This is a genomic window from Rhizobium sp. SAFR-030 (genome assembly GCF_059415005.1).
Genome location: NZ_JBPFDO010000002.1, coordinates 48589 through 66184, shown reverse-complemented (window position 1 = coordinate 66184; position 17596 = coordinate 48589). Strand labels below are relative to the sequence as shown.

The 17596-nt window shown below is 62.3% G+C and carries 16 protein-coding genes; 2 read left to right on the top strand and 14 right to left on the bottom strand.

Going from position 1 to position 17596, the window contains the following annotated elements:
* Positions 1 to 204: 204 nt before the first annotated feature.
* The 5 genes from ACR65N_RS06075 to ACR65N_RS06055 form a co-directional block, all read right to left on the bottom strand.
* Positions 205 to 1506 (bottom strand): Gfo/Idh/MocA family oxidoreductase, encoded by a 1302-nt coding sequence (locus tag ACR65N_RS06075; protein ID WP_440456190.1) that lies wholly within the window; start codon positions 1504 to 1506, stop codon positions 205 to 207.
* A gap of 47 nt (positions 1507 to 1553) precedes the next feature.
* A complete protein-coding gene (locus ACR65N_RS06070; protein ID WP_440456189.1) occupies positions 1554 to 2633 on the bottom strand; it encodes an ABC transporter ATP-binding protein in 1080 nt (359 codons plus the stop codon).
* Positions 2634 to 2735: 102 nt separating this feature from the next.
* Positions 2736 to 3611 (bottom strand): carbohydrate ABC transporter permease, encoded by an 876-nt coding sequence (locus ACR65N_RS06065; RefSeq protein WP_440456188.1) that lies wholly within the window; start codon positions 3609 to 3611, stop codon positions 2736 to 2738.
* Positions 3604 to 4554: a carbohydrate ABC transporter permease gene (locus ACR65N_RS06060; protein WP_440456777.1), complete on the bottom strand. Its 951-nt coding sequence runs from the start codon at positions 4552 to 4554 to the stop codon at positions 3604 to 3606. The genes ACR65N_RS06065 and ACR65N_RS06060 overlap by 8 nt, the downstream gene beginning before the upstream one ends.
* 5 nt (positions 4555 to 4559) lie before the next feature.
* Positions 4560 to 5852, bottom strand: coding sequence for an ABC transporter substrate-binding protein (locus ACR65N_RS06055; RefSeq protein ID WP_440456187.1), 1293 nt, complete (start codon positions 5850 to 5852; stop codon positions 4560 to 4562).
* A 220-nt stretch (positions 5853 to 6072) separates the two neighbouring features.
* Here ACR65N_RS06055 and ACR65N_RS06050 point away from each other — a divergent pair, with 220 nt between their 5' ends.
* A complete protein-coding gene (locus tag ACR65N_RS06050) occupies positions 6073 to 7002 on the top strand; it encodes a LysR family transcriptional regulator (protein WP_440456186.1) in 930 nt (309 codons plus the stop codon).
* 316 nt (positions 7003 to 7318) lie between these two features.
* Here ACR65N_RS06050 and ACR65N_RS06045 read toward each other — a convergent pair whose 3' ends face one another.
* From ACR65N_RS06045 to ACR65N_RS06005, 9 genes are all read right to left on the bottom strand, one after another.
* Complete coding sequence (locus tag ACR65N_RS06045; protein WP_440456185.1) at positions 7319 to 7762, bottom strand: SRPBCC family protein; 444 nt, start codon at positions 7760 to 7762, stop codon at positions 7319 to 7321.
* 71 nt (positions 7763 to 7833) lie between these two features.
* A complete protein-coding gene (locus ACR65N_RS06040; protein ID WP_440456184.1) occupies positions 7834 to 8538 on the bottom strand; it encodes an ABC transporter ATP-binding protein in 705 nt (234 codons plus the stop codon).
* Positions 8531 to 9286, bottom strand: a complete 756-nt coding sequence (locus ACR65N_RS06035) for an ABC transporter ATP-binding protein (RefSeq protein ID WP_440456183.1) — start codon at positions 9284 to 9286, stop codon at positions 8531 to 8533. The genes ACR65N_RS06040 and ACR65N_RS06035 overlap by 8 nt, the downstream gene beginning before the upstream one ends.
* On the bottom strand, positions 9283 to 10281 hold the full coding sequence (locus ACR65N_RS06030) for a branched-chain amino acid ABC transporter permease (protein ID WP_440456182.1): 999 nt from the start codon (positions 10279 to 10281) through the stop codon (positions 9283 to 9285). Before ACR65N_RS06030 ends, ACR65N_RS06035 begins: the two co-directional genes overlap by 4 nt.
* A gap of 10 nt (positions 10282 to 10291) precedes the next feature.
* Complete coding sequence (locus ACR65N_RS06025) at positions 10292 to 11167, bottom strand: branched-chain amino acid ABC transporter permease (protein WP_440456181.1); 876 nt, start codon at positions 11165 to 11167, stop codon at positions 10292 to 10294.
* A gap of 21 nt (positions 11168 to 11188) precedes the next feature.
* Positions 11189 to 12439 (bottom strand): ABC transporter substrate-binding protein, encoded by a 1251-nt coding sequence (locus ACR65N_RS06020; RefSeq protein ID WP_440456180.1) that lies wholly within the window; start codon positions 12437 to 12439, stop codon positions 11189 to 11191.
* Positions 12440 to 12479: 40 nt separating this feature from the next.
* Complete coding sequence (locus ACR65N_RS06015; RefSeq protein WP_440456179.1) at positions 12480 to 14849, bottom strand: xanthine dehydrogenase family protein molybdopterin-binding subunit; 2370 nt, start codon at positions 14847 to 14849, stop codon at positions 12480 to 12482.
* Positions 14846 to 15343: a (2Fe-2S)-binding protein gene (locus tag ACR65N_RS06010; protein ID WP_440456178.1), complete on the bottom strand. Its 498-nt coding sequence runs from the start codon at positions 15341 to 15343 to the stop codon at positions 14846 to 14848. Before ACR65N_RS06010 ends, ACR65N_RS06015 begins: the two co-directional genes overlap by 4 nt.
* Positions 15340 to 16203 (bottom strand): FAD binding domain-containing protein, encoded by an 864-nt coding sequence (locus tag ACR65N_RS06005; protein WP_440456177.1) that lies wholly within the window; start codon positions 16201 to 16203, stop codon positions 15340 to 15342. Before ACR65N_RS06005 ends, ACR65N_RS06010 begins: the two co-directional genes overlap by 4 nt.
* Before the next feature lie 251 nt (positions 16204 to 16454).
* On the opposite strand from ACR65N_RS06005, the gene ACR65N_RS06000 reads away from it, so the two are divergent.
* The gene (locus tag ACR65N_RS06000; RefSeq protein ID WP_440456776.1) at positions 16455 to 17078 is read left to right on the top strand and encodes a TetR/AcrR family transcriptional regulator; all 624 of its coding nucleotides are present in this window, start codon (positions 16455 to 16457) and stop codon (positions 17076 to 17078) included.
* Positions 17079 to 17596: the final 518 nt, after the last annotated feature.

Sequence of the window (17596 nt, the reverse complement as noted above, 5' to 3'; positions counted from 1 at the left end):
CGACCTGCCGCCTTCTGAAAGGCGACTTTACCGATTTCGCCGAGACGGCTCGGATGCCACCGTCTGCTTGACGCCGAAATGCGAGGAGCAGAGGCAGATCCCGATGCCAGACTTGGTTTGCTATCGAGGCACCTGCTTCAACGTGCCGTTCGCCTCCTCACCACCTTCGAGTTAGGCCAAGCGCATGACGCGGCAGCCCAACAGTCACCACTGCTTCTGCGGCAGGGTGATGCCGCTGTCGGCGAGGAACCGCTCGATGTGGATCATCTCGCCCGTCTCGATGGAGGCGTTTGCCGCGATGCCTGTGAGGATTGACCAGGCGCCATCGATATGGCTCGAACCGCGGCCGTACCTATCACCGGTCACCGACGGATCGAAGAGGTGCGAGAGCATCACCGGATCGGCACCGCCGTGATCGCCTTCGCCTGCCCACACCTCAAGGTTTTGCGGCTCCTGGCCGGCCAGGTGCAGGATCGTCGTCATCGATTCCGATCCGTGAGACTTACTCTGCTTGCCGCCGAACACTCCATGGACCTCGACATGGCGATGTGAGAGTTCGCCCTTGGTGCCATGGAACTTGATCTCCAGCCCCTCCCAGGGGCTGTAAGCGGCGAGCGTATAGTTGAGCGTCGCGCCGTTGGCATAGAGCGCATGGACCTGCATCGTGTCTTCGATGGTGATGTCCTCGTCGAACACGCAGAGGTCGCGCATGTAGCCGTCGAGGTCTTCGGCTTCGAGGTAGAGTTCGCGCAAGGGGCCATCGGCGGCGATGTCCAGCTTGAAATCGCAGCGATCGGCGCTCGGACAGACGTGGCAGCGTGGTCCGCGCGGGACGAGACCCATGGCATCAGCGGTCTCCGGCCTGTAGAAGGCGCGCCGGCCATGTGCGGCAACCGCGGTCGGCGACGAGCCGAGCCACCAGTTGACGAGGTCGAAGTGATGCGTCGACTTGTGCACCAGCAGGCCGCCGGACTGGTTCTTGTAGCGGTGCCAGCGGCGGAAGTAATCGGCGCCGTGGACGCGATCGAGATACCAGGTGAAGTTGACGGCCGTGATCTCGCCGATGGCGCCGGACATCAGGATGTCCTTGATCTGCGTACGGGCTGGCGTGTAGCGGTAGTTGAAGGTCACCGTGATCGAACGGCCGGTCTCCGCCTGCACCTCCAGGATCGCCTTCAGCTTGTCGAGGTCGATCGTCATCGGCTTTTCCGTCATGACGTCGCAGCCGGCCCGCATCGCCTCGACAATGTACTCATGATGCAAGTAATCCGGGACGGTGACGATGACCGTGTCCGGCTTCTGCTCGCTCAGCATGTCGTGGAACTGCTCGGCGCGGTATGTGGCAATGCCGTTGCCGCTCGCAGGGACCGCGGCTGCAGACAGCGCCAGGCGGTGTTCGTTGACGTCGCAGAGGGCGACCAGTTCATTCTCCCGGCTGTAGGTTTCGCCAACGGCGCGGCGAAACATCTTGTGCCGAGAACCCGTTCCAACAATCGCGTATTTCATGGTCTTGTCCTTCAGTGACCGGCATTCCTAGCCAGCCTTTCAATCGGTCAGTTGCGCAGGGCCTCGCCGTCCGGCCCGAACAGGTGACAGTTCGCCGGATCGATACGGAGCGGAATGATTTCACCGTTGCGGATCGCAAGCTGGCCGGGCGCCACGAGGGTGAGGTTGGTGCCGTCAGGCATGGTCGCGTAGATCGAGGTGCTACCGCCGAGCTGCTCGACGAGATCGACACGGGCCTCGCCCAGCGGCTGGCCTGCATCCCCGCCGATGACGACATGCTCCGGGCGAACCCCGAAAGCGATTGGCACACCCGACGCCGCCGTGCCCAGCTGATCCGGGGAAAGCCGGACCGGCTGATTGGCCACATCCACAAGATCCGCATCCCGGCGGCTGGCGGCGATGAAGTTCATCTTCGGCGAACCGATGAAGCCGGCGACGAACTGGTTGGCGGGCCGGTTGTAGAGGTCGAGCGGGCTGCCGACCTGCATCACCTGCCCGCCCCTCAGGACGACGATCCTGTCGGCCATGGTCATCGCCTCGACCTGGTCGTGGGTAACGTAGATCATCGTGTTGCCGAGACGCTCGTGGAGCTTGGAAATTTCGACGCGCATCTGCACGCGCAATTCGGCATCCAGGTTGGAAAGCGGCTCGTCGAAGAGAAAGATGTTCGGATCTCGGACGATCGACCGGCCGATCGCGACGCGCTGCCGCTGCCCGCCGGACAGCGCCCGCGGCCGTCGCTGCAGATAGTCGGTTATCCGCAGGGTTTCTGCCGCCTGGCGCACGCGGCGGTCGATCTCATCGCGCTTCAGGCGCGCGGTCTCAAGGCCGAAGGCCAGGTTCTTGTAAACCGTCATATGCGGATAGAGTGCGTAGGACTGGAAGACCATGGCGATGCCACGCCGCGAAGCGGCAACATCGTTCATGCGCTGTCCGCCGATCAGCAGATCACCGCTGGAAATGGTTTCCAGCCCGGCAATCATTCGCAGAAGCGTCGACTTCCCACAGCCGGAGGGACCGACGAAGACGGTAAACTGGCCGGGCTCGATATCGAGGTCGATACCTCTGATGACGTCGATCGCCCCGAAGCTCTTGACGACCTGTCTCAACTGAATGCTCGTGGACATGGATATTCTCACTGTTGCTCATGGCGCGCGCAATGGTTCAGGTCGGCGAACCGAAACCGGAGGCATTGCTGTCGGCGCGGAGGATTTAGCGGCTGGCGATACTCATCGTTTCATTCCGGTGGTGGCGATGCCCTCGATGAGCAGCCGCTGGAAGAACAGGAAAAACAGGAAGATCGGGATGAGCGAGAGGACCGACATGGCAAACAGCTCGTTCCAGCTCGACGTTCCGCTGGAGTCGATGAACGAGCGCAGTCCGAGCTGGACTGTGTAGAGGTTCATGTCGCTCACGTAGATCAGCGGCCCGAAGAAATCCTCCCACGTCCAGATGAACGAGAAGATCGCAGCCGTTGCCAGGACCGGCAGCGAAAGCGGAAGGATGACGCGCCAGTAGATGCGCCAGGGACTGCAGCCATCGATCTCGGCCGCCTCGTCCAGTTCGCGCGGAATGCCGCGGAAGAACTGCACCATCAGGAAAATGAAGAAGGCGTCGACGGCAAAGTACTTCGGCACGATCAGTGGCAGCCAGGTGTTCACCCAGCCCATCTTCAGGAACAGCACATACTGGGGAATGAGCGTCACGTGATAGGGCAGCATCAGGGTGCCGAGCATCAACGCGAACCAGAAGCCGCGCCCGAAGAATTTCAGCCGCGCGAAGGCATAGGCGGCGAAGGAAGCGGCAAAGACGTTGCCGATCGTCGCAAGCGTGGCGATCATCAGCGAGTTCAGGAAGAAATGACCGAAGTTCACCTGCAGGCCGAACCAGCCCTGGGAGTAGGCGCTGAACGTCACCTGTGACGGAATGAGGCTGGCGCCGCCGTCGAAGAGATCGGAAGCCGGACGCATCGACCCGGCCAGCATCCACAGGATCGGGTAGAGCATGACGAAGGATGCGCCCATCAGCAGACAGTGCAAAAGCGCAGACCGCAGGTAGGGGTAGTCGCTCCCACGGCCGGGAAGTCGATGGCTCTCGTTACTCATCGTAGTGCACCCAGTAACGCGTGGACAGAAATGCGAAGGCGGTAAAGATGGCGATGATGATCACCAGCACCCAGGCAAGCGCCGAGGCGTAGCCCATGCGGAAATTGCCGAATGCCTCCTGGTAGAGGTAGAGCGTGTAGAAGAGCGTAGAGTTGATCGGCCCGCCGGAACCGCCCGAGACGATGAAGGCCGGCGTGAACGCCTTGAACGCCTCGATCGTCTGGATGACGAAGTTGAAGAAGATGACCGGCGACAACAGCGGCAGCGTGATCTTCCAGAACTGCCGCATGGAAGACGCCCCGTCGAGGCTCGCCGCCTCGTACATGTCCGCCGGGATCTGCCGCAGCCCGGCCAGGAAGATGATCATCGGCGAACCGAACTGCCAGACCGACAGCGCGACAAGTGTATAGAGCGAGTAGCGGGGATTGGAGATCCAGCTTGGCCCGTCGATGCCCACCAGTGCCAGCACGCTGTTGACCATGCCGTCGGCGGCAAACAGCTGACGCCAGAGCACGGCAATGGCAACCGATGCGCCCAGCAGCGAAGGCAGGTAGAACACCGCCCGGTAGATCGGCAGCCCGGCAATGCCGCGATTGAGGGCCATCGCCACCGCCAATGCGAAGGCCAGCTTCAACGGCACGGACAGGACGACATAGATGAAGGTGACCTTCATCGAGGCGATGAATTTGGGATCCGCCGTCGCCATGCGGACGTAATTCTGCATGCCGATGAACTGCGGGTCCTGCAGCAGGTCGAAATCGGTGAACGACAGGTACAGCGACATGAGCGCCGGACCGAGCGTCAGACAGAGAAATCCGATCAGCCATGGCGTCAGGAACAGGTAGCCGGCGGCATTTCTCCTCACGGCGTTCCACGTCGGACTGGCGGGCGCGGCGCCCCCGCGAGCTCCGATGGCGCCATCCGGCTGCGCCTCGATAGACATGCGGTTCATCCCTTTTTCAGCACCCGCTTGGCTTCCGCCAAGAGGCTTGCGGCACCGTCTTCCGGCGTCGAGGCCTCGAAGGCGACTTCCTGGCTGATGCGCACGAGCGCCGTATTGATCTCGCCCGCACCCTGCGGGGGCGCCGGCGGCAGCGGACCGACATAGGGTGACAGCGCCGAGATGAACTTGACGACTTCGCTGCTCGGCCCGTCGAGCTGCGGGATCAGCGCCTCGCGGATTGCCGGTGAGGCCGGAACGCCGCGCTCGACGCCGAGGATAAGGGCTCCCGCCGGTTCGCGCACCAGGAAGTTGATGAGCTTTGCCGTCACCTCCGGTGCCTTGGACTTGGCGAACACCGAGAACATCTGCGACGGCTTGAGATAGTGGTTTGGCTTGCCATTGGTCAGGACAGGCTGCGACGTGACGGACAACGCTGGCTTGTTGAGCTTCTGGAAACCGACGAACTGGTTGGAATAGCCGAAGTCCGTGGCTGCGTAGCCGAGCGTCAGCGGCGAGGTCTCGATGGTGTTCTTGAACAGCGCCTGGACGTCGGCCGGTACGCATCCGCCCGCCTTGCGCAACTCGGCCCAGTAGGTGAACCACTCGGTAGCATCCGCAGGCTCGTAACCAAGGCCGCCTTCGGTGTTGTAGAGCGACTTGCCACGCCCGATCAGCCAGCCTTCGAAGAGGTTTTCGTTCCCGCTACCGTCCGCGGATGCATGCTTCTTCTTGCCCTTGGCGGCCTTGCCGTAGGCTTCCGCCTTTTCGGCATACTGCTCCCAGGTCGTGCCATAGGTCGGTGGCTCGATGCCGGCATCGCGCCATGCGGCTGCGTCCGAAATCACGCCAAAAGCGTTGACGCCGACATTGGCCCCATAGAGCTTGCCGTCGACGGAACAGGACTTCAGGTTCACGTCACCGAAGTCGGCGATCTTCAGGGCCGAGCCCAGATACTGATCGAGCGGCAGGATGGCGCCCCGCCGCGCGTATTCGAACATGTAACGATAGTCCATCTGGATGAAGTCGGGCGCGTTGCCGCCGGCAACCTGCGTCGCGAGGCGCGGCCAGTAATCGTCCCAGCCCATGAACTCGGTGGCGACCTTGACGCCTTCGTTAGAGCCCTCGAAAAGCTGGACGGCTTCCTTGGTGCGGCGGGCGCGTTCTTCCGATCCCCACCACACCATCCTCAGCTGCGCGCTGTCCGCAGCCAGGCCCGCAGTCGCATTCCACAGCGGCATGCTGGCGAGGCCGAGACCGGCGCCCATGAAACCGCGACGACCCATCGTAAAACTGTTCATGATTTTCCTCCCTGGGCAGTCTCCGTTCAGACTGCTGTTCGTGCCCATCCCTGGCGCGCTCCATCACTGACCCGCACCGTCCCCATTTCTCCTCGGAAGGTGCGCGTCAGCCTCGAAAGGAACGTTACATTTGCAAAACCGGGGAAACAAATACATAAATCGGCGACTTCTATAAGTTTGGTTTATGGGGGCACAGGCGCTGCGGCTGGAGGGGAAGGTCATGGATAGATCGCTTGAACAGTTCATGGCGGTGACAGAGATGGGGTCGTTCGTCGCCGCTGCAGACCGGCTTCGCCTGTCGCAGCCGGCACTGACTTCCAGCATCAAGAAGCTGGAGCAGTCTCTCGGGGTCCGCCTGTTCGAGCGGTCGTCGCGCGGCGTTCGCCTGACGGCCTATGGCGAGACGCTCTACAAGAACACGCTGATCATGCGGCGGCTCTACACGAATGCACTGGAGACGATCGAGCGGCAGCGTTCGGAAAGCGAACACGGCATCAGCATCGGCACCGGCTACTCGACGTGGACGCTGTTCCTGAAGGACTTCGTCATCGATCACTTCCGCGAGTACCCGAACGCGCCCATCAATGTCAGCATCGGCAACGCCATGCGCTGCATGGACCAGCTATGGGCGGGCGATATCTCGCTGTTCGTCGGCCACCAGATCCAGAACCTGGTGCGGGAGGTCGATATCGACTTCATTCCGCTAGGGATGGCGAAGGATGGCTACTATGTGCGTCCGGGCCACCCGCTGCTCGACCAGCCGCGACGCATCAATGAGGTGTTCACCTATCCGACGACGCGGATGGCGTTCTCGCCTGAAGCGCGCCAGAAAAGGCTGCTGATCGACGGCGCGGCATTGGCACCGCAGCCGGATCGCTTCGGCCACGCCTTCACCTCAAACTCGATGCGCGCCTGTCTGGATTTTGTTCGCGAGACCGACACGGTTCTCATGCACACGGCGCTTCTGGCCGAATCCTTCGCCTCCGACGGCCTGGGCCAAGTGCAGATCCTGGAAGGCGAGATGCTCCCGAGCTGGCTGCTTGGCATCTATGTCCTGCCGGAGAGGCGGTCGGATCCGCACGTCCGGAAGTTCATCGATCTGATCCAAGACGGCGCATCCAGACTCGACCTCCAGCCTCCCTTCCGTTGAAGAGTCCGCGTAAACACAAGTCTCTGAGGCGGGTCTTGGCTCCTACAGAGCAGGTGGATTGGAGATCAGCTATTGCTCAGTCCAGAGCGGATCATGGATCCGTCCACCGACGCGGGTCTCGATAGCGAAAGCGCACGCTCTAGCTACATGACTTCTTGATAAGAGCCGCCAGCCCGCACTGCCGCCAAACTCGGAACAGGATCGCAAGATCGCTTGAAACCTCAGGAAGTATGATCTTCTGCCGGAGAGCGAGGGGGAAGGAACACACCTCTTGCCAAGGTCACGAGCTACCATCACCCGGTGCTGGTCAAATCCGTCAAGTGTCTACGCTCTGCTCGGAGAATGCTGTGAAAAATTGGTCCGCCAGTTTCTTCGACGTCGCCTGGACAAGTCGGCTGCCAAGACTTGCGATCTTGCCGCCGATTTCGGTTTCCGCTCTGTATGTCAGGATTGTCGAGTCGCCTTCCTCGACGAGAGTGACGGCGCAGTCACCCTTGGCGAAGCCGGCGATCCCGCCATTGCCTTTGCCGACGATGCGGCAGCTTGCCGGCGCCTCGATGTCACAGATCGTCACGGTGGCTGCGAAGGTCGCCGAGACCGGCCCGATCTTCAGCTGCACCTTGGCGTCAAAACTGTTTTCGCCGGTCTGCGTCAGCTCCTTGCAGCCGGGAATGCAGCGGCGCAGCACGTCTGGTTCGAACAATCGCGTCCAAACCTCGCCTCGCGGCTCGTCGAGCCGGTATTCGCCTGTCATTTCCATGTCTATCCTCCCTCCGAAGCGCCCGTGCATCGAAGCTTTGTTAAATTGCAAGGGTGTGACGGCCCCAGTACTCAAACGGCGCAGTAGCGCTCCTGGATATCCTTGTCGGCAAGCAGCGTCGCCGCATCGCTTCGGTAGACGATCTCGCCCTGATCGACGATGACCGCGCGATCGGCAAGCTTCAGAGCCCATTCGACGTTCTGCTCCACGAGTAGCAGTGTCATGCCCTCGTCGCGCAGACGCCGGAACAGCACGCCCATTTCCTCCACCAGCACCGGCATGATGCCCTCCGACGGTTCATCGAGCAGGATCATTTTCGGCTTGCCGATCATCGCGCGGGCAATCGCCAGCATCTGCTGCTCGCCGCCCGACATCGTCACGCCCTCCTGGTTGAGGCGCTCCTTGAGGCGCGGAAAGCTGCGGGCGATGTCGTCGATCGCAGCCGCTTCATCGATCTTCCGGCGATCGGCGACGAGGCCAAGCTGCAGGTTCTCGAGCACCGACAGCCCGCTGACGATGCGTCGTTCCTCAGGCACGTAGGCGAGACCGCGGGCATAGCGATGATGTGCCTTCAGGCCGGCAATGTCCTCGCCATCGAAGCGGATCCTGCCGGTGATGCGTGGCATCAGCCCCATGATCGAGCGGATGATGCTCGTCTTGCCGGCGCCGTTGCGGCCGACAAGCGCGACGATCTCTCCCGGATTAATCGAGAAGGAGACGCCGTGCAGCACGTGGCTTGCGCCATACCATCCGTTGAGGTCGTCAATTTCAAGCATAGCCATCATTCTGTCCCAGATAGACCCGGCGCACCTCGGTGTTCGCCTGGATTTCCTTCGGTGTACCGTCGGCCAGAAGCTGGCCGTGATGCAGCACGAGAACCCGGTCGCTGAGGCCGAGGATCATCTTCATCTTGTGTTCGACCAGCAGGATGGTGCGATCGGCGGCGAGCTTCTCGATCAGCGTCACCATCTCCCGCGTTTCCTCCGGTCCCATGCCGGCGGTCGGCTCATCGAGCAGGAGCAATGCCGGATCGGCGACCAGGGCGATGGCGATTTCCAGCGCCCGTTGCTGGCCGTGGGCCAGAAATTTGGCGAGCGTGGCGGATCGGCCGGAGAGACCGACCGATGCAAGAGTGGCGGCAGCTTTCTCGTCGACCTCGTGATAAGCAGTGCGGTCGGACCAGATATTCATCCGCGAGCGAAACGCCTGGGCGGCGACCCGGACGTTCTCCTGCACCGACAGGTTGGGGAAGATGTTGGTGATCTGGTAGGAGCGGGCGATGCCGCGATGCACGTATTCGTGCTGCGGCACGCCGGCCATGTCGTCACCGCGGAACTTCAGCACCCCGCTTGAGGGTCGAAGCGCTCCGGATAGGATGTTGAAGAAGGTGCTCTTACCGGCGCCGTTGGGGCCGATGATCGCGGTGATCTGACCTTCGCCAAATTCGGTGGTTACGCCCTTCAGTGCAACGAGGCCGCCGAATTGCTTGCCGACATCGGCAACGCTCATGATGGGTGCGGTCATCGGGCCTTCCCCCAAGAGATGAGCGTGCCCCAGATTCCCTTCGGCAGGTAGAGCACGAAGAGGATGAAGATCACCCCGACGATCAGTTGCCAGTTGGATGTCCAGAGAGAGAAGATGTCTTCCATCGACAGGAAGGCGAGTGCGCCGACGAAGGGCCCGAAGAAGCTGCCGGCACCCCCGAGCAGCGTCATCATCACGATCAGGCCCGACGTGTGATAATGCAGCGAATCGAGCGGCACGATGGAAAGGTGCAGAGCAGACAGGGTGCCTGCAAGCCCGCACAGCACGCCGGACAGGATGAACGACAGGAGCTTCGTCCTTTCGACATTGTAACCGCAGGCACGAGCTCGGGTTTCGTTCTCGCGGATGGCTTCGATCACCGCGCCGAAGGGCGAATTCAGCACCCGCGACACGAACCAGAGCGCCAGTGCCACGACGACCATGATCGCGTAGTACTTGACCAGCGGATCTAGGAAGTTGACCGAAAAACCGGGGAAATTCAGCGTGCTGACGGTAAAGCCGCGCAGGCCGTTTTCGCCGCCAGTCCAGGACGAGGCCTGCAGCGCCGTGTAGTAGACGAGTTGCGACAGGGCGAGGGTCACCATGGAGAAGTAGATGCCGCGGGTGCGGATCGCCAAGACCCCCATCAGGGCCGAAAGCAGGCCGGAAAACACCACGCCGATCAGCATTGCCAGAAACCAGTTCGCCCCGAAGGCGCCGATGGCGATGCCGGTGGCATAGGCGCCGGCGCCGAAGAAGGCGGCATGGCCGAAGGACAGGAGGCCTGTATAGCCGAACAGCAGGTTGTAGCCGACTGCGACGAGACCATAGATCAGCACGTTGACGGCAAGGGCTTCCGAGGGAAGCACCCAGGGCAGGAAGAAGAGTGCAAGGATAGACAGCGGCACCCGCCACCGACTGATGCCGGAGGAAAGAGTTGCAAAGCTTCGGCGCTTTGGAGGCGCGACGAGATCCGTGTTTCTGACGACCGTCATGGTGATCTCCTCAAAGCCCCGGCGCGGCGCGGCCGTAAAGACCATTCGGGCGGATCAGCAGGATCAGCGCCATCAGCGCGAACATCACGATGGTCGCCATCTCCGGCGCAAACAGCGAGGTGATGCTGACCGACAGTCCGACGACCAGACCGGCGATAACGGCACCCGGCAACGATCCCATGCCGCCGATGACGGTGACGACGAAGGCCTCAGCCAGCACCAGCGTGCCCATTTCGGGGCTGACATTGCGCATCGGTGCTGCAAGCACGCCGCCGAGAGCGGTGATGCCGACGCCGATGCCGAAGACCACCAGCCATAGCCGGCTGATATCGACGCCCAGCACGCGCATGATCAGCGGGTCTGCGGAGCCGGCTCGTACGATGAGGCCGAATTTGGTCTTCTCCAGGCCGATCCACAGCAGCAGGAGGACGGCGATCACCACGCCGATGACGAACAGCCGGTAGAGAGGGAAGAACCCGATGCCGAGGTTGACGACGCCGCGAAGGGCCGACGGTGTGGAGAAGGGAATGCCATCCGTGCCGAAGAAGATCCGCACCGCCTCCACCAGCACATAGCCGAGACCGAAGGTCAGCAGCAGCGGGTCGTCGGTCGAACGGCCGTAGAGGGGACGGATGAGGAAACGCTCGATCAGCATACCGAACAGGCCAATCAGCACCGGCGCCAGGACGAGAGCCCACCAGAAGCTCCCGGTCAGCCCGGCGATGTAGAGACCGGCATAGGCGCCGACCATGAACAATGCCCCATGGGCGAAGTTCACGATGCCGAGCATGCCGAAAATGATCGACAGGCCGAGCGCGACCATGATCAGGACAGCGCCCAGCGCCAGCCCCGAAAACAGCTGCATTGCAATCAGTTGAACGGTCATGACCTCATCCGTTTCTCAGTATCAGCTCTTGAAGCCGAGTTCGGTGCAGCTTCTCAGGACGCTCTCGGAGGCAGGTTCGTTGGCGAGGATCTTGAACAGATCCGCGTCGGACTTCATGGCGCTCTTTGCCTGCGATTCGAGCACGAGAACCGATTGCAGCGACTGATGATCGCACTTGCGGTATGACTGCTCACCCTTGGCGACGTCGTATTTCAGCGCCTCCAATGCGGCGATGACCTTTTGCGTATCGGTGCCGCCGGCCTTCTCGATCGCCATCAGCAGCGAGGCGACACCCGTGTAGCCGTAAGCGCCGTAATCGGTCGGCACCGCGTCCTTGTACATGGCGCGGAAGGCGTCGTTGAAGGTCTTGGCGGAGGGCACGGTTTGCTCCAGACCCCAATAGTAGTTCGAGCCGCCGACGACGCCTTCGAAGACTTCCGGATCGACCGCCAGCCGCTGATTGTGGAGCAGCACCGGCACGACGATCTTCATCTGATCCTTGACCCCGAAGTCCACCGCCTGCTTGATCGAGTTGGCCTGATCGCGTCCGAAATTGCAGATGCAGAGAATGTCGGCCCCGAGCGAGAGGATGGTCGGGATGAACGTCGAATAATCGGGCGCGCCGAACGGGTGCAGGATCTCGCCGACCGTTTCCGCGCCGATCTCCTTGGCGGCCCGCTTGAAGCCGCGCAGCATCTCATGCCCATAGGCATAGTCGGCGGCGAGAAAGACGACCTTGGAGCCTTTCTGGAACGTATGCTTTGCCACCACCGCGGTGGTCATCGTCGGGTTCAGCGCCTCGTGGAAAGTGTATGGGCTGAAGTCTTTCACTTCATTGATCGTGTCGGACTGGCTGATCGAGATGTAGAGCATGTTGCGGGCACGCGTGACCTCGTTGACCGCCAGCTGGACGGCGCTTGAGAGCGCGCCGACGACGGCGTGCACCTTGTCCTTCTCGATCAGTTCGAGCGTCCGGGTGGCGGCTTCGCCGGCGTTCAGCTTGTCGTCCCGAACGAGCAGTTCGATCTTGCGTCCGCCGATGCCACCCTTGTCGTTGGCAAGCTTGACGGCGAGCTGGGCGCTGCGCACCTGATCGTTGGCTTCTGCGGCAAACGGACCGGTGAGCGGCGTCGGAAATCCGATCCGGATGGTCTCGCTCTGCGCCCTACCGATGAATGGCATCGTTAGCGCGGTAGCCGTGCCTGCAAGTCCGACAAGAGCCGTCCGGCGTGTGATTGCCGTTAAGCTCGGTTCCCCATGTTTCTGTGTCATCCCGTCCTCCTCCTGACATTGGATCACTGCTTCAGTTCATTCAGATCGTGCCGAGCGCCCTCAAGATACGTGCCGGCGTCATCGGTATCTGCGTCAGCACTGCGCCATGGCCTGCGAGTGCATCGTTGACGGCGTTCATCGCGGCAGCCGAAGCGGCAGCGGTCCCGGCCTCCCCACAGCCCTTGGCGCCGAGTTCGGTATCCCTGGTCGGCGTCTCGACATGGCTGATCTCGATGTCCGGCATCTCGCAGGCCATCGGCACGAGATAATCGGCAAGCGAGCCATTGGTGAGTTGTCCGGCGGAATCGTAGAGACACTCCTCGAAGAACGCTGCTCCCAGCCCCTGCACCACGCCGCCACGGACCTGTTCGTCGACCAGCAGCGGATTGATGATGCGGCCGCAGTCCTCGACAACCCAGTGCTTGAGAATCTTGACGAAGCCGGTCTCCTCATCGACCTCCACAAGACAGCCCTGCGCGCCATTGGTAAATGCGAATGGATAACCCTGCGGCGCATAATGGTGAACCACCGACAGCTGCGCATGGGTTCCGGGCGGCAGCGTATCGGAACGGAAGAAGGCGATGCGGGCGACCTCGGCCACGCTCATCCGCCGCTGGCCGGTCGTCGCCTCGACGATCCAGTCGTTGCTGATATCCAGTTCCCCCGGCTGCGCCTGAAGGATCAGAGCGGCAATGCCGAGAACGTTGGCCTTCAGCTTGCGTGTCGCCTGCAGAGCGGTCTCGCCGCCGATGCCGGCGCCGCGGCAGGCCCAGGTGGCGCCGCCGTGCGGGGTCGTATCCGTGTCGCCGGTCATCACCCGCACCTTGTCGCGGTCGATGCCCAGCTGATCGGCGATGATCTGGCCGATGATGGTTTCCGTTCCCTGCCCCTGCTCGGTGACGGAAATCGAGCAATGCACCTCGCCCGAGGGCGTCAGCTTGACGATGGCACCGTCCTGCGCCGAGATCCGCGCCCCGCCGACGCCGTAAAAGGCGGGGCCTGGATTGGTGATCTCGACGAACAGCGCAATGCCGATGCCGCGCAAGATGCCGTTCTTCCGCAGTTCCGCCTGCTCGGCGCGCAGCGCCTCGTAATTCATCATCGATCTCAGCCGCGCCAGGCAGACCTCGTGGGAGAGCTGCTCGAACTGGTAACCGGTTGGCGATCTGCGCGGGTAACTGTCGTCTGGGATGAGGTTGCGGGCGCGGATCTCGAACGGGTCGAGAGCCAGTTCGCGAGCGGCGGCATCCACCAGGCATTCCGTCACGGCACAGGCAATGGGATGGCCGACGGCTCGGTACTGGCTCGTCTGCACCTTGTTCTGGAACACCACCGAGAGGTTGGCGCGGTAGGAGGAGAAGTCGTAGGGCGCGCCCATCAGGCGGATGACCTGGTTTCCCTCGACGGCACTGGTGCGCGGGTAGCTGGAGAAGGCGCCGATCGCCGTTACGTCGTCGACTTCCATCGCCGAGATGCGACCGTCCCTGCCGACGGCCAGCCGGGCGGTGATCCGATGATCGCGGGCGTGAATGTCGGAGACGAAGGATTCCATCCGGTCGGCCACGTACTTCACCGGACGGCCAAGCAGGATCGAGGCGCCGACCACCGCCATCTCCTCGTGGTAGACATGCAGCTTCATGCCGAAAGAGCCGCCAATATCGGGAGCGATAACGCGGACGTTGGCTTCCGGGATGCCGTAGTGGCGGGAATAGACGTCCTGAAACTGGTAGGGAGTCTGAGTGGCGTGATGGGCCGTCAGCCGGTTCTCGCTCCGATCGTAGTCGGCGACGATGGCACGCGGCTCAAGCGTGACGGCCGTGTGCCGGCCAAAGATGAAGCTTTGCTCCAGCCGGTGCGGCGCTGTGGAGAACGCGTCGTCGACGCCGCCGCTGTCGAGCCTGCTCGAAAAGCAGATGTTGTCGTCGATGTCGTCCGAAAGCGGCGCCGCCGACATTGCCTCTATCGGATCGGCGAGGACCGGTTTCTCGTCGATGTCGATCATCACCAGTTCGGCCGCGTCCTCGGCGATCGCGCGACTGTCGGCGACGATCAGCACCACCGGCTGGCCCGACCACAGGACGTCGGTCAGCGGCAAAGGCAATTGCGGCAGAGACTTCATCTTTTGAAAATGATCGAGCGTACCGGTCCAGGGCGTACAGATCGCCGCTAGGTCCTTGGCCGTATAGACGGCGCGCACGCCGGGATGCGCTACGGCGTCGGCAATCTCGATCCCGGTGATCCGGCCGTGAGCATAGGGGCTGCGCACGAAGGCCGCGTGCAGCATGCGCGGCAGAACCAGGTCCGTGACGTAGCGTCCCTTGCCCTCGAGCAGGCGCTTGGCGTTTGGTCGCGATACCGAACGGCCGATATAGGAATTCGGTCTGTCGAAGGAGCCCGCGAACGCGTTCATGCCTCCTCCCTCGCCATCTGGGAGTGCCGCCGTTTGGCCGTCATCTCGATCGCATCGACAATCGCCTCATAACCGGTGCAGCGACAGTAGTTGCCGGAGAGGGCATCACGGATCTCGTCGCGGCTCGGTACGCGCTCTGACGACAGGATCCCATAGGCGGCGACCAGCATACCCGGCGTGCAGAAACCGCACTGCAGCGCATTGCGTTCGTGGAACGCTGTTTGGAGGTCCGAGATCGCCCGGCGCGCCGTCAGCCCTTCGATCGTCTCGATGCTGGAGCCTTCAGCCTGGACAGCGAACATCAGGCAGGCATGCACCGGCTGGTCGTCCAGCAGAACCAGACAGGCGCCGCAAACGCCCATCTCGCATCCGGTATGCGTGCCGGTCAGTTGAACATCCTGGCGCAGGAAATCGGCAAGCGTCCTGCGCGGCGCCACCAGGGCCTCGATTTCCTCGCCGTTGACGGTGAGTGACAGGGCAATCCTCGGTGTCATGCGGGCTCCTCCAGGCGGCCGAGGAGCCGCCCGAGCAGCACCCGCGCCAGGTGCATCCGCATTTCGGCCGGCGTCTGCTCGTCACCCGACGGATCGAGATCGGCGGCCAGAGCCTCCTGTGCCTGGCGGATGGAGCCGAGCGTCAACGGATTGCCCAACAGCGTGGCTTCGGCCGTTCGTGCCCGCACCGGCGTCGAGGCGACAGAGAAGAAGGCAATTCGCATCTTCTCGACCCGGCCGTCCTCGTCGATCTGCGCATTGACGCCGCAGCCGACGATCGCGTAGTCGCCGCGGCGGCGCGCCAGCTCGTCAAAGGCGCAGCGGGTGGCGGGCGCTGCCAGGGGAACATGGACCGCGATGATCAGTTCTCCGGGCTGGAGAGCTGTCTCGTAGAGGTCGAGGAAAAAATCGGCGGCTTCGACCTTGCGACGCTCGTCGGCAGAGGCAATCTCGATCACGGCGTCTAGTGCCAGCGCCATCGCCGGGAATTCCGATGCCGGATCTGCAAGTGCCAGGCTGCCGCCGAACGTGCCCTTGTTGCGGATGGCGGGATGCGCGACGAACGGCGCCGCCTCGGCAAGCAGCGGCGCATGGCGGCGGACCAAATCCGACGACAGGATTTCGCAGTGGCGGGTGGTTGCACCGATCCTCAGGTAGTCGCCGACGACAGCAATCCCGTGCAACTCGTCGATCCGGGCGATATCGACAAGCAGACCCGGTGCCTGCAGCCTCAGCGCCAGGGATGGCACGAGGCTTTGGCCGCCAGCGATATAGCAGGCATCGCTCTCAGCGCCCTGATAGGCAAGCAGCGCCTCATCCACTGAAAGTGGACGAATATAATCGAAAGCTTTCGCCTTCACCGGATCTCCTCCCACAGGTCTACCGGAATTTGTGACCATCTGGTCATGATTCCTCAAGGCGCCTATCCGGTCAAGAGAAATTACCGTCTGGTCTCAAAATAAATACCGCTTGGTCTCAAACCTCTGCTGGGCTATCGCTTGGCGATTGCCGGACCGGCAATGACAGACGGATCAGGATCGAGATGGCGGACCAGATTAACGGCCGTGAACACGAAGACAGCAGCGGCGAGCAGCAGCGCCCCCGGCGTTACATGCGTGCCAACGAGCGCGAACAGTTCATTCTGGAAGAAGCCGTCCGGTTTTTCGCCGAGCACGGATTCGAGGGGCAGACGCGGGAACTCGCAAAGCGTGTCGGCATCACCCATTCGGCGATATACCGGCATTTCCCGAGCAAGGAAGCGCTGATCGAACGGGTCTACGAACACGTCTATCTCAGCCGCTGGGATGACGGCTGGGGAGGCCTGATCGTCGACCGCAGCCGTTCGCTGGAAGGCCGCCTCACCGACTTCTACCTGCAATACGTCGCCCGTGTCTTCCACTATGATTGGGTGCGGATTTTCGTGTTCTCCGGTCTGAAGACCTTCGACATCACACCTCGTTACCTCGACATCGTGAGGCGGCAGATCATCGAACCGGCTTGCCTCGAACTGCGTCATGAACTGGGGCTGCCCGGACCAGAAGAGCGACCGGTTGGCGAGCGGGAGTTGGAATTGCTCTGGGGCCTGCACGGCCGGATCTTCTACCTGGCGATCAGGCGCTTCGTTTACGCCACGCCGACACCCGATGATCTAAGCGACATCGTCAAGGACGGGGTCAAGGCATTCATGCTTGGCGTGCCTGCGGTCGCCCGATCTATCCTGAAGGAAAGCCCTTGAGCGATTGAGCGACACCTTCACCCCCCTTGATCATGATGACATGATTGGCGAAGGCAAGTTGCTTCCAGTCTTGCGCGAAACCTGTCGAGCCTCGCCCGCCGTTTCAGCACAGCGAAGGCCTTAGTCGCTCGCCAGAGAGGCTGTAAATACCACAGAGGTAACTGCGAGCAGCACGCACCAATGATCCGACCCTTCGGTTCCTTATGTCCTCCCCCCCGACCTACGCACGTCTCCGACGAACTCCGGTAGCGGCTCGAGGCGACACGGGAACAACTCATGTGGGAACTCGCAGTCACGGAGGGACCGGTGGACGAATTTCCAGGAGAAGATTGCCAAGGCGAAGGCAGTGCATCCCTGGGAATACCGAGATCGCGATCCGCACGCTTCTCTTCGTCGCCCGCAACAATGCCGATGAAGAGGCGAAGCGCCGGCTGATGCCGATCGTGCGAGACCTGATCCAGACGGTGGTGATCGGCAAGGCACCTGGCCACCAGCCGGCGAGCCTGCAGGTGCATGGC

Excerpts from the sequence above, each read along its gene's own strand:
- ACR65N_RS06075 (WP_440456190.1), bottom strand. The coding sequence starts at position 1,506 with ATGAAATACGCGATTGTTGGAACGGGTTCTCGGCACAAGATGTTTCGC.
- ACR65N_RS06070 (WP_440456189.1), bottom strand. The coding sequence starts at position 2,633 with ATGTCCACGAGCATTCAGTTGAGACAGGTCGTCAAGAGCTTCGGGGCG.
- ACR65N_RS06065 (WP_440456188.1), bottom strand. The coding sequence starts at position 3,611 with ATGAGTAACGAGAGCCATCGACTTCCCGGCCGTGGGAGCGACTACCCC.
- ACR65N_RS06060 (WP_440456777.1), bottom strand. The coding sequence starts at position 4,554 with ATGTCTATCGAGGCGCAGCCGGATGGCGCCATCGGAGCTCGCGGGGGC.
- ACR65N_RS06055 (WP_440456187.1), bottom strand. The coding sequence starts at position 5,852 with ATGAACAGTTTTACGATGGGTCGTCGCGGTTTCATGGGCGCCGGTCTC.
- ACR65N_RS06050 (WP_440456186.1), top strand. The coding sequence starts at position 6,073 with ATGGATAGATCGCTTGAACAGTTCATGGCGGTGACAGAGATGGGGTCG.
- ACR65N_RS06045 (WP_440456185.1), bottom strand. The coding sequence starts at position 7,762 with ATGGAAATGACAGGCGAATACCGGCTCGACGAGCCGCGAGGCGAGGTT.
- ACR65N_RS06040 (WP_440456184.1), bottom strand. The coding sequence starts at position 8,538 with ATGCTTGAAATTGACGACCTCAACGGATGGTATGGCGCAAGCCACGTG.
- ACR65N_RS06035 (WP_440456183.1), bottom strand. The coding sequence starts at position 9,286 with ATGACCGCACCCATCATGAGCGTTGCCGATGTCGGCAAGCAATTCGGC.
- ACR65N_RS06030 (WP_440456182.1), bottom strand. The coding sequence starts at position 10,281 with ATGACGGTCGTCAGAAACACGGATCTCGTCGCGCCTCCAAAGCGCCGA.
- ACR65N_RS06025 (WP_440456181.1), bottom strand. The coding sequence starts at position 11,167 with ATGACCGTTCAACTGATTGCAATGCAGCTGTTTTCGGGGCTGGCGCTG.
- ACR65N_RS06020 (WP_440456180.1), bottom strand. The coding sequence starts at position 12,439 with ATGACACAGAAACATGGGGAACCGAGCTTAACGGCAATCACACGCCGG.
- ACR65N_RS06015 (WP_440456179.1), bottom strand. The coding sequence starts at position 14,849 with ATGAACGCGTTCGCGGGCTCCTTCGACAGACCGAATTCCTATATCGGC.
- ACR65N_RS06010 (WP_440456178.1), bottom strand. The coding sequence starts at position 15,343 with ATGACACCGAGGATTGCCCTGTCACTCACCGTCAACGGCGAGGAAATC.
- ACR65N_RS06000 (WP_440456776.1), top strand. The coding sequence starts at position 16,455 with ATGCGTGCCAACGAGCGCGAACAGTTCATTCTGGAAGAAGCCGTCCGG.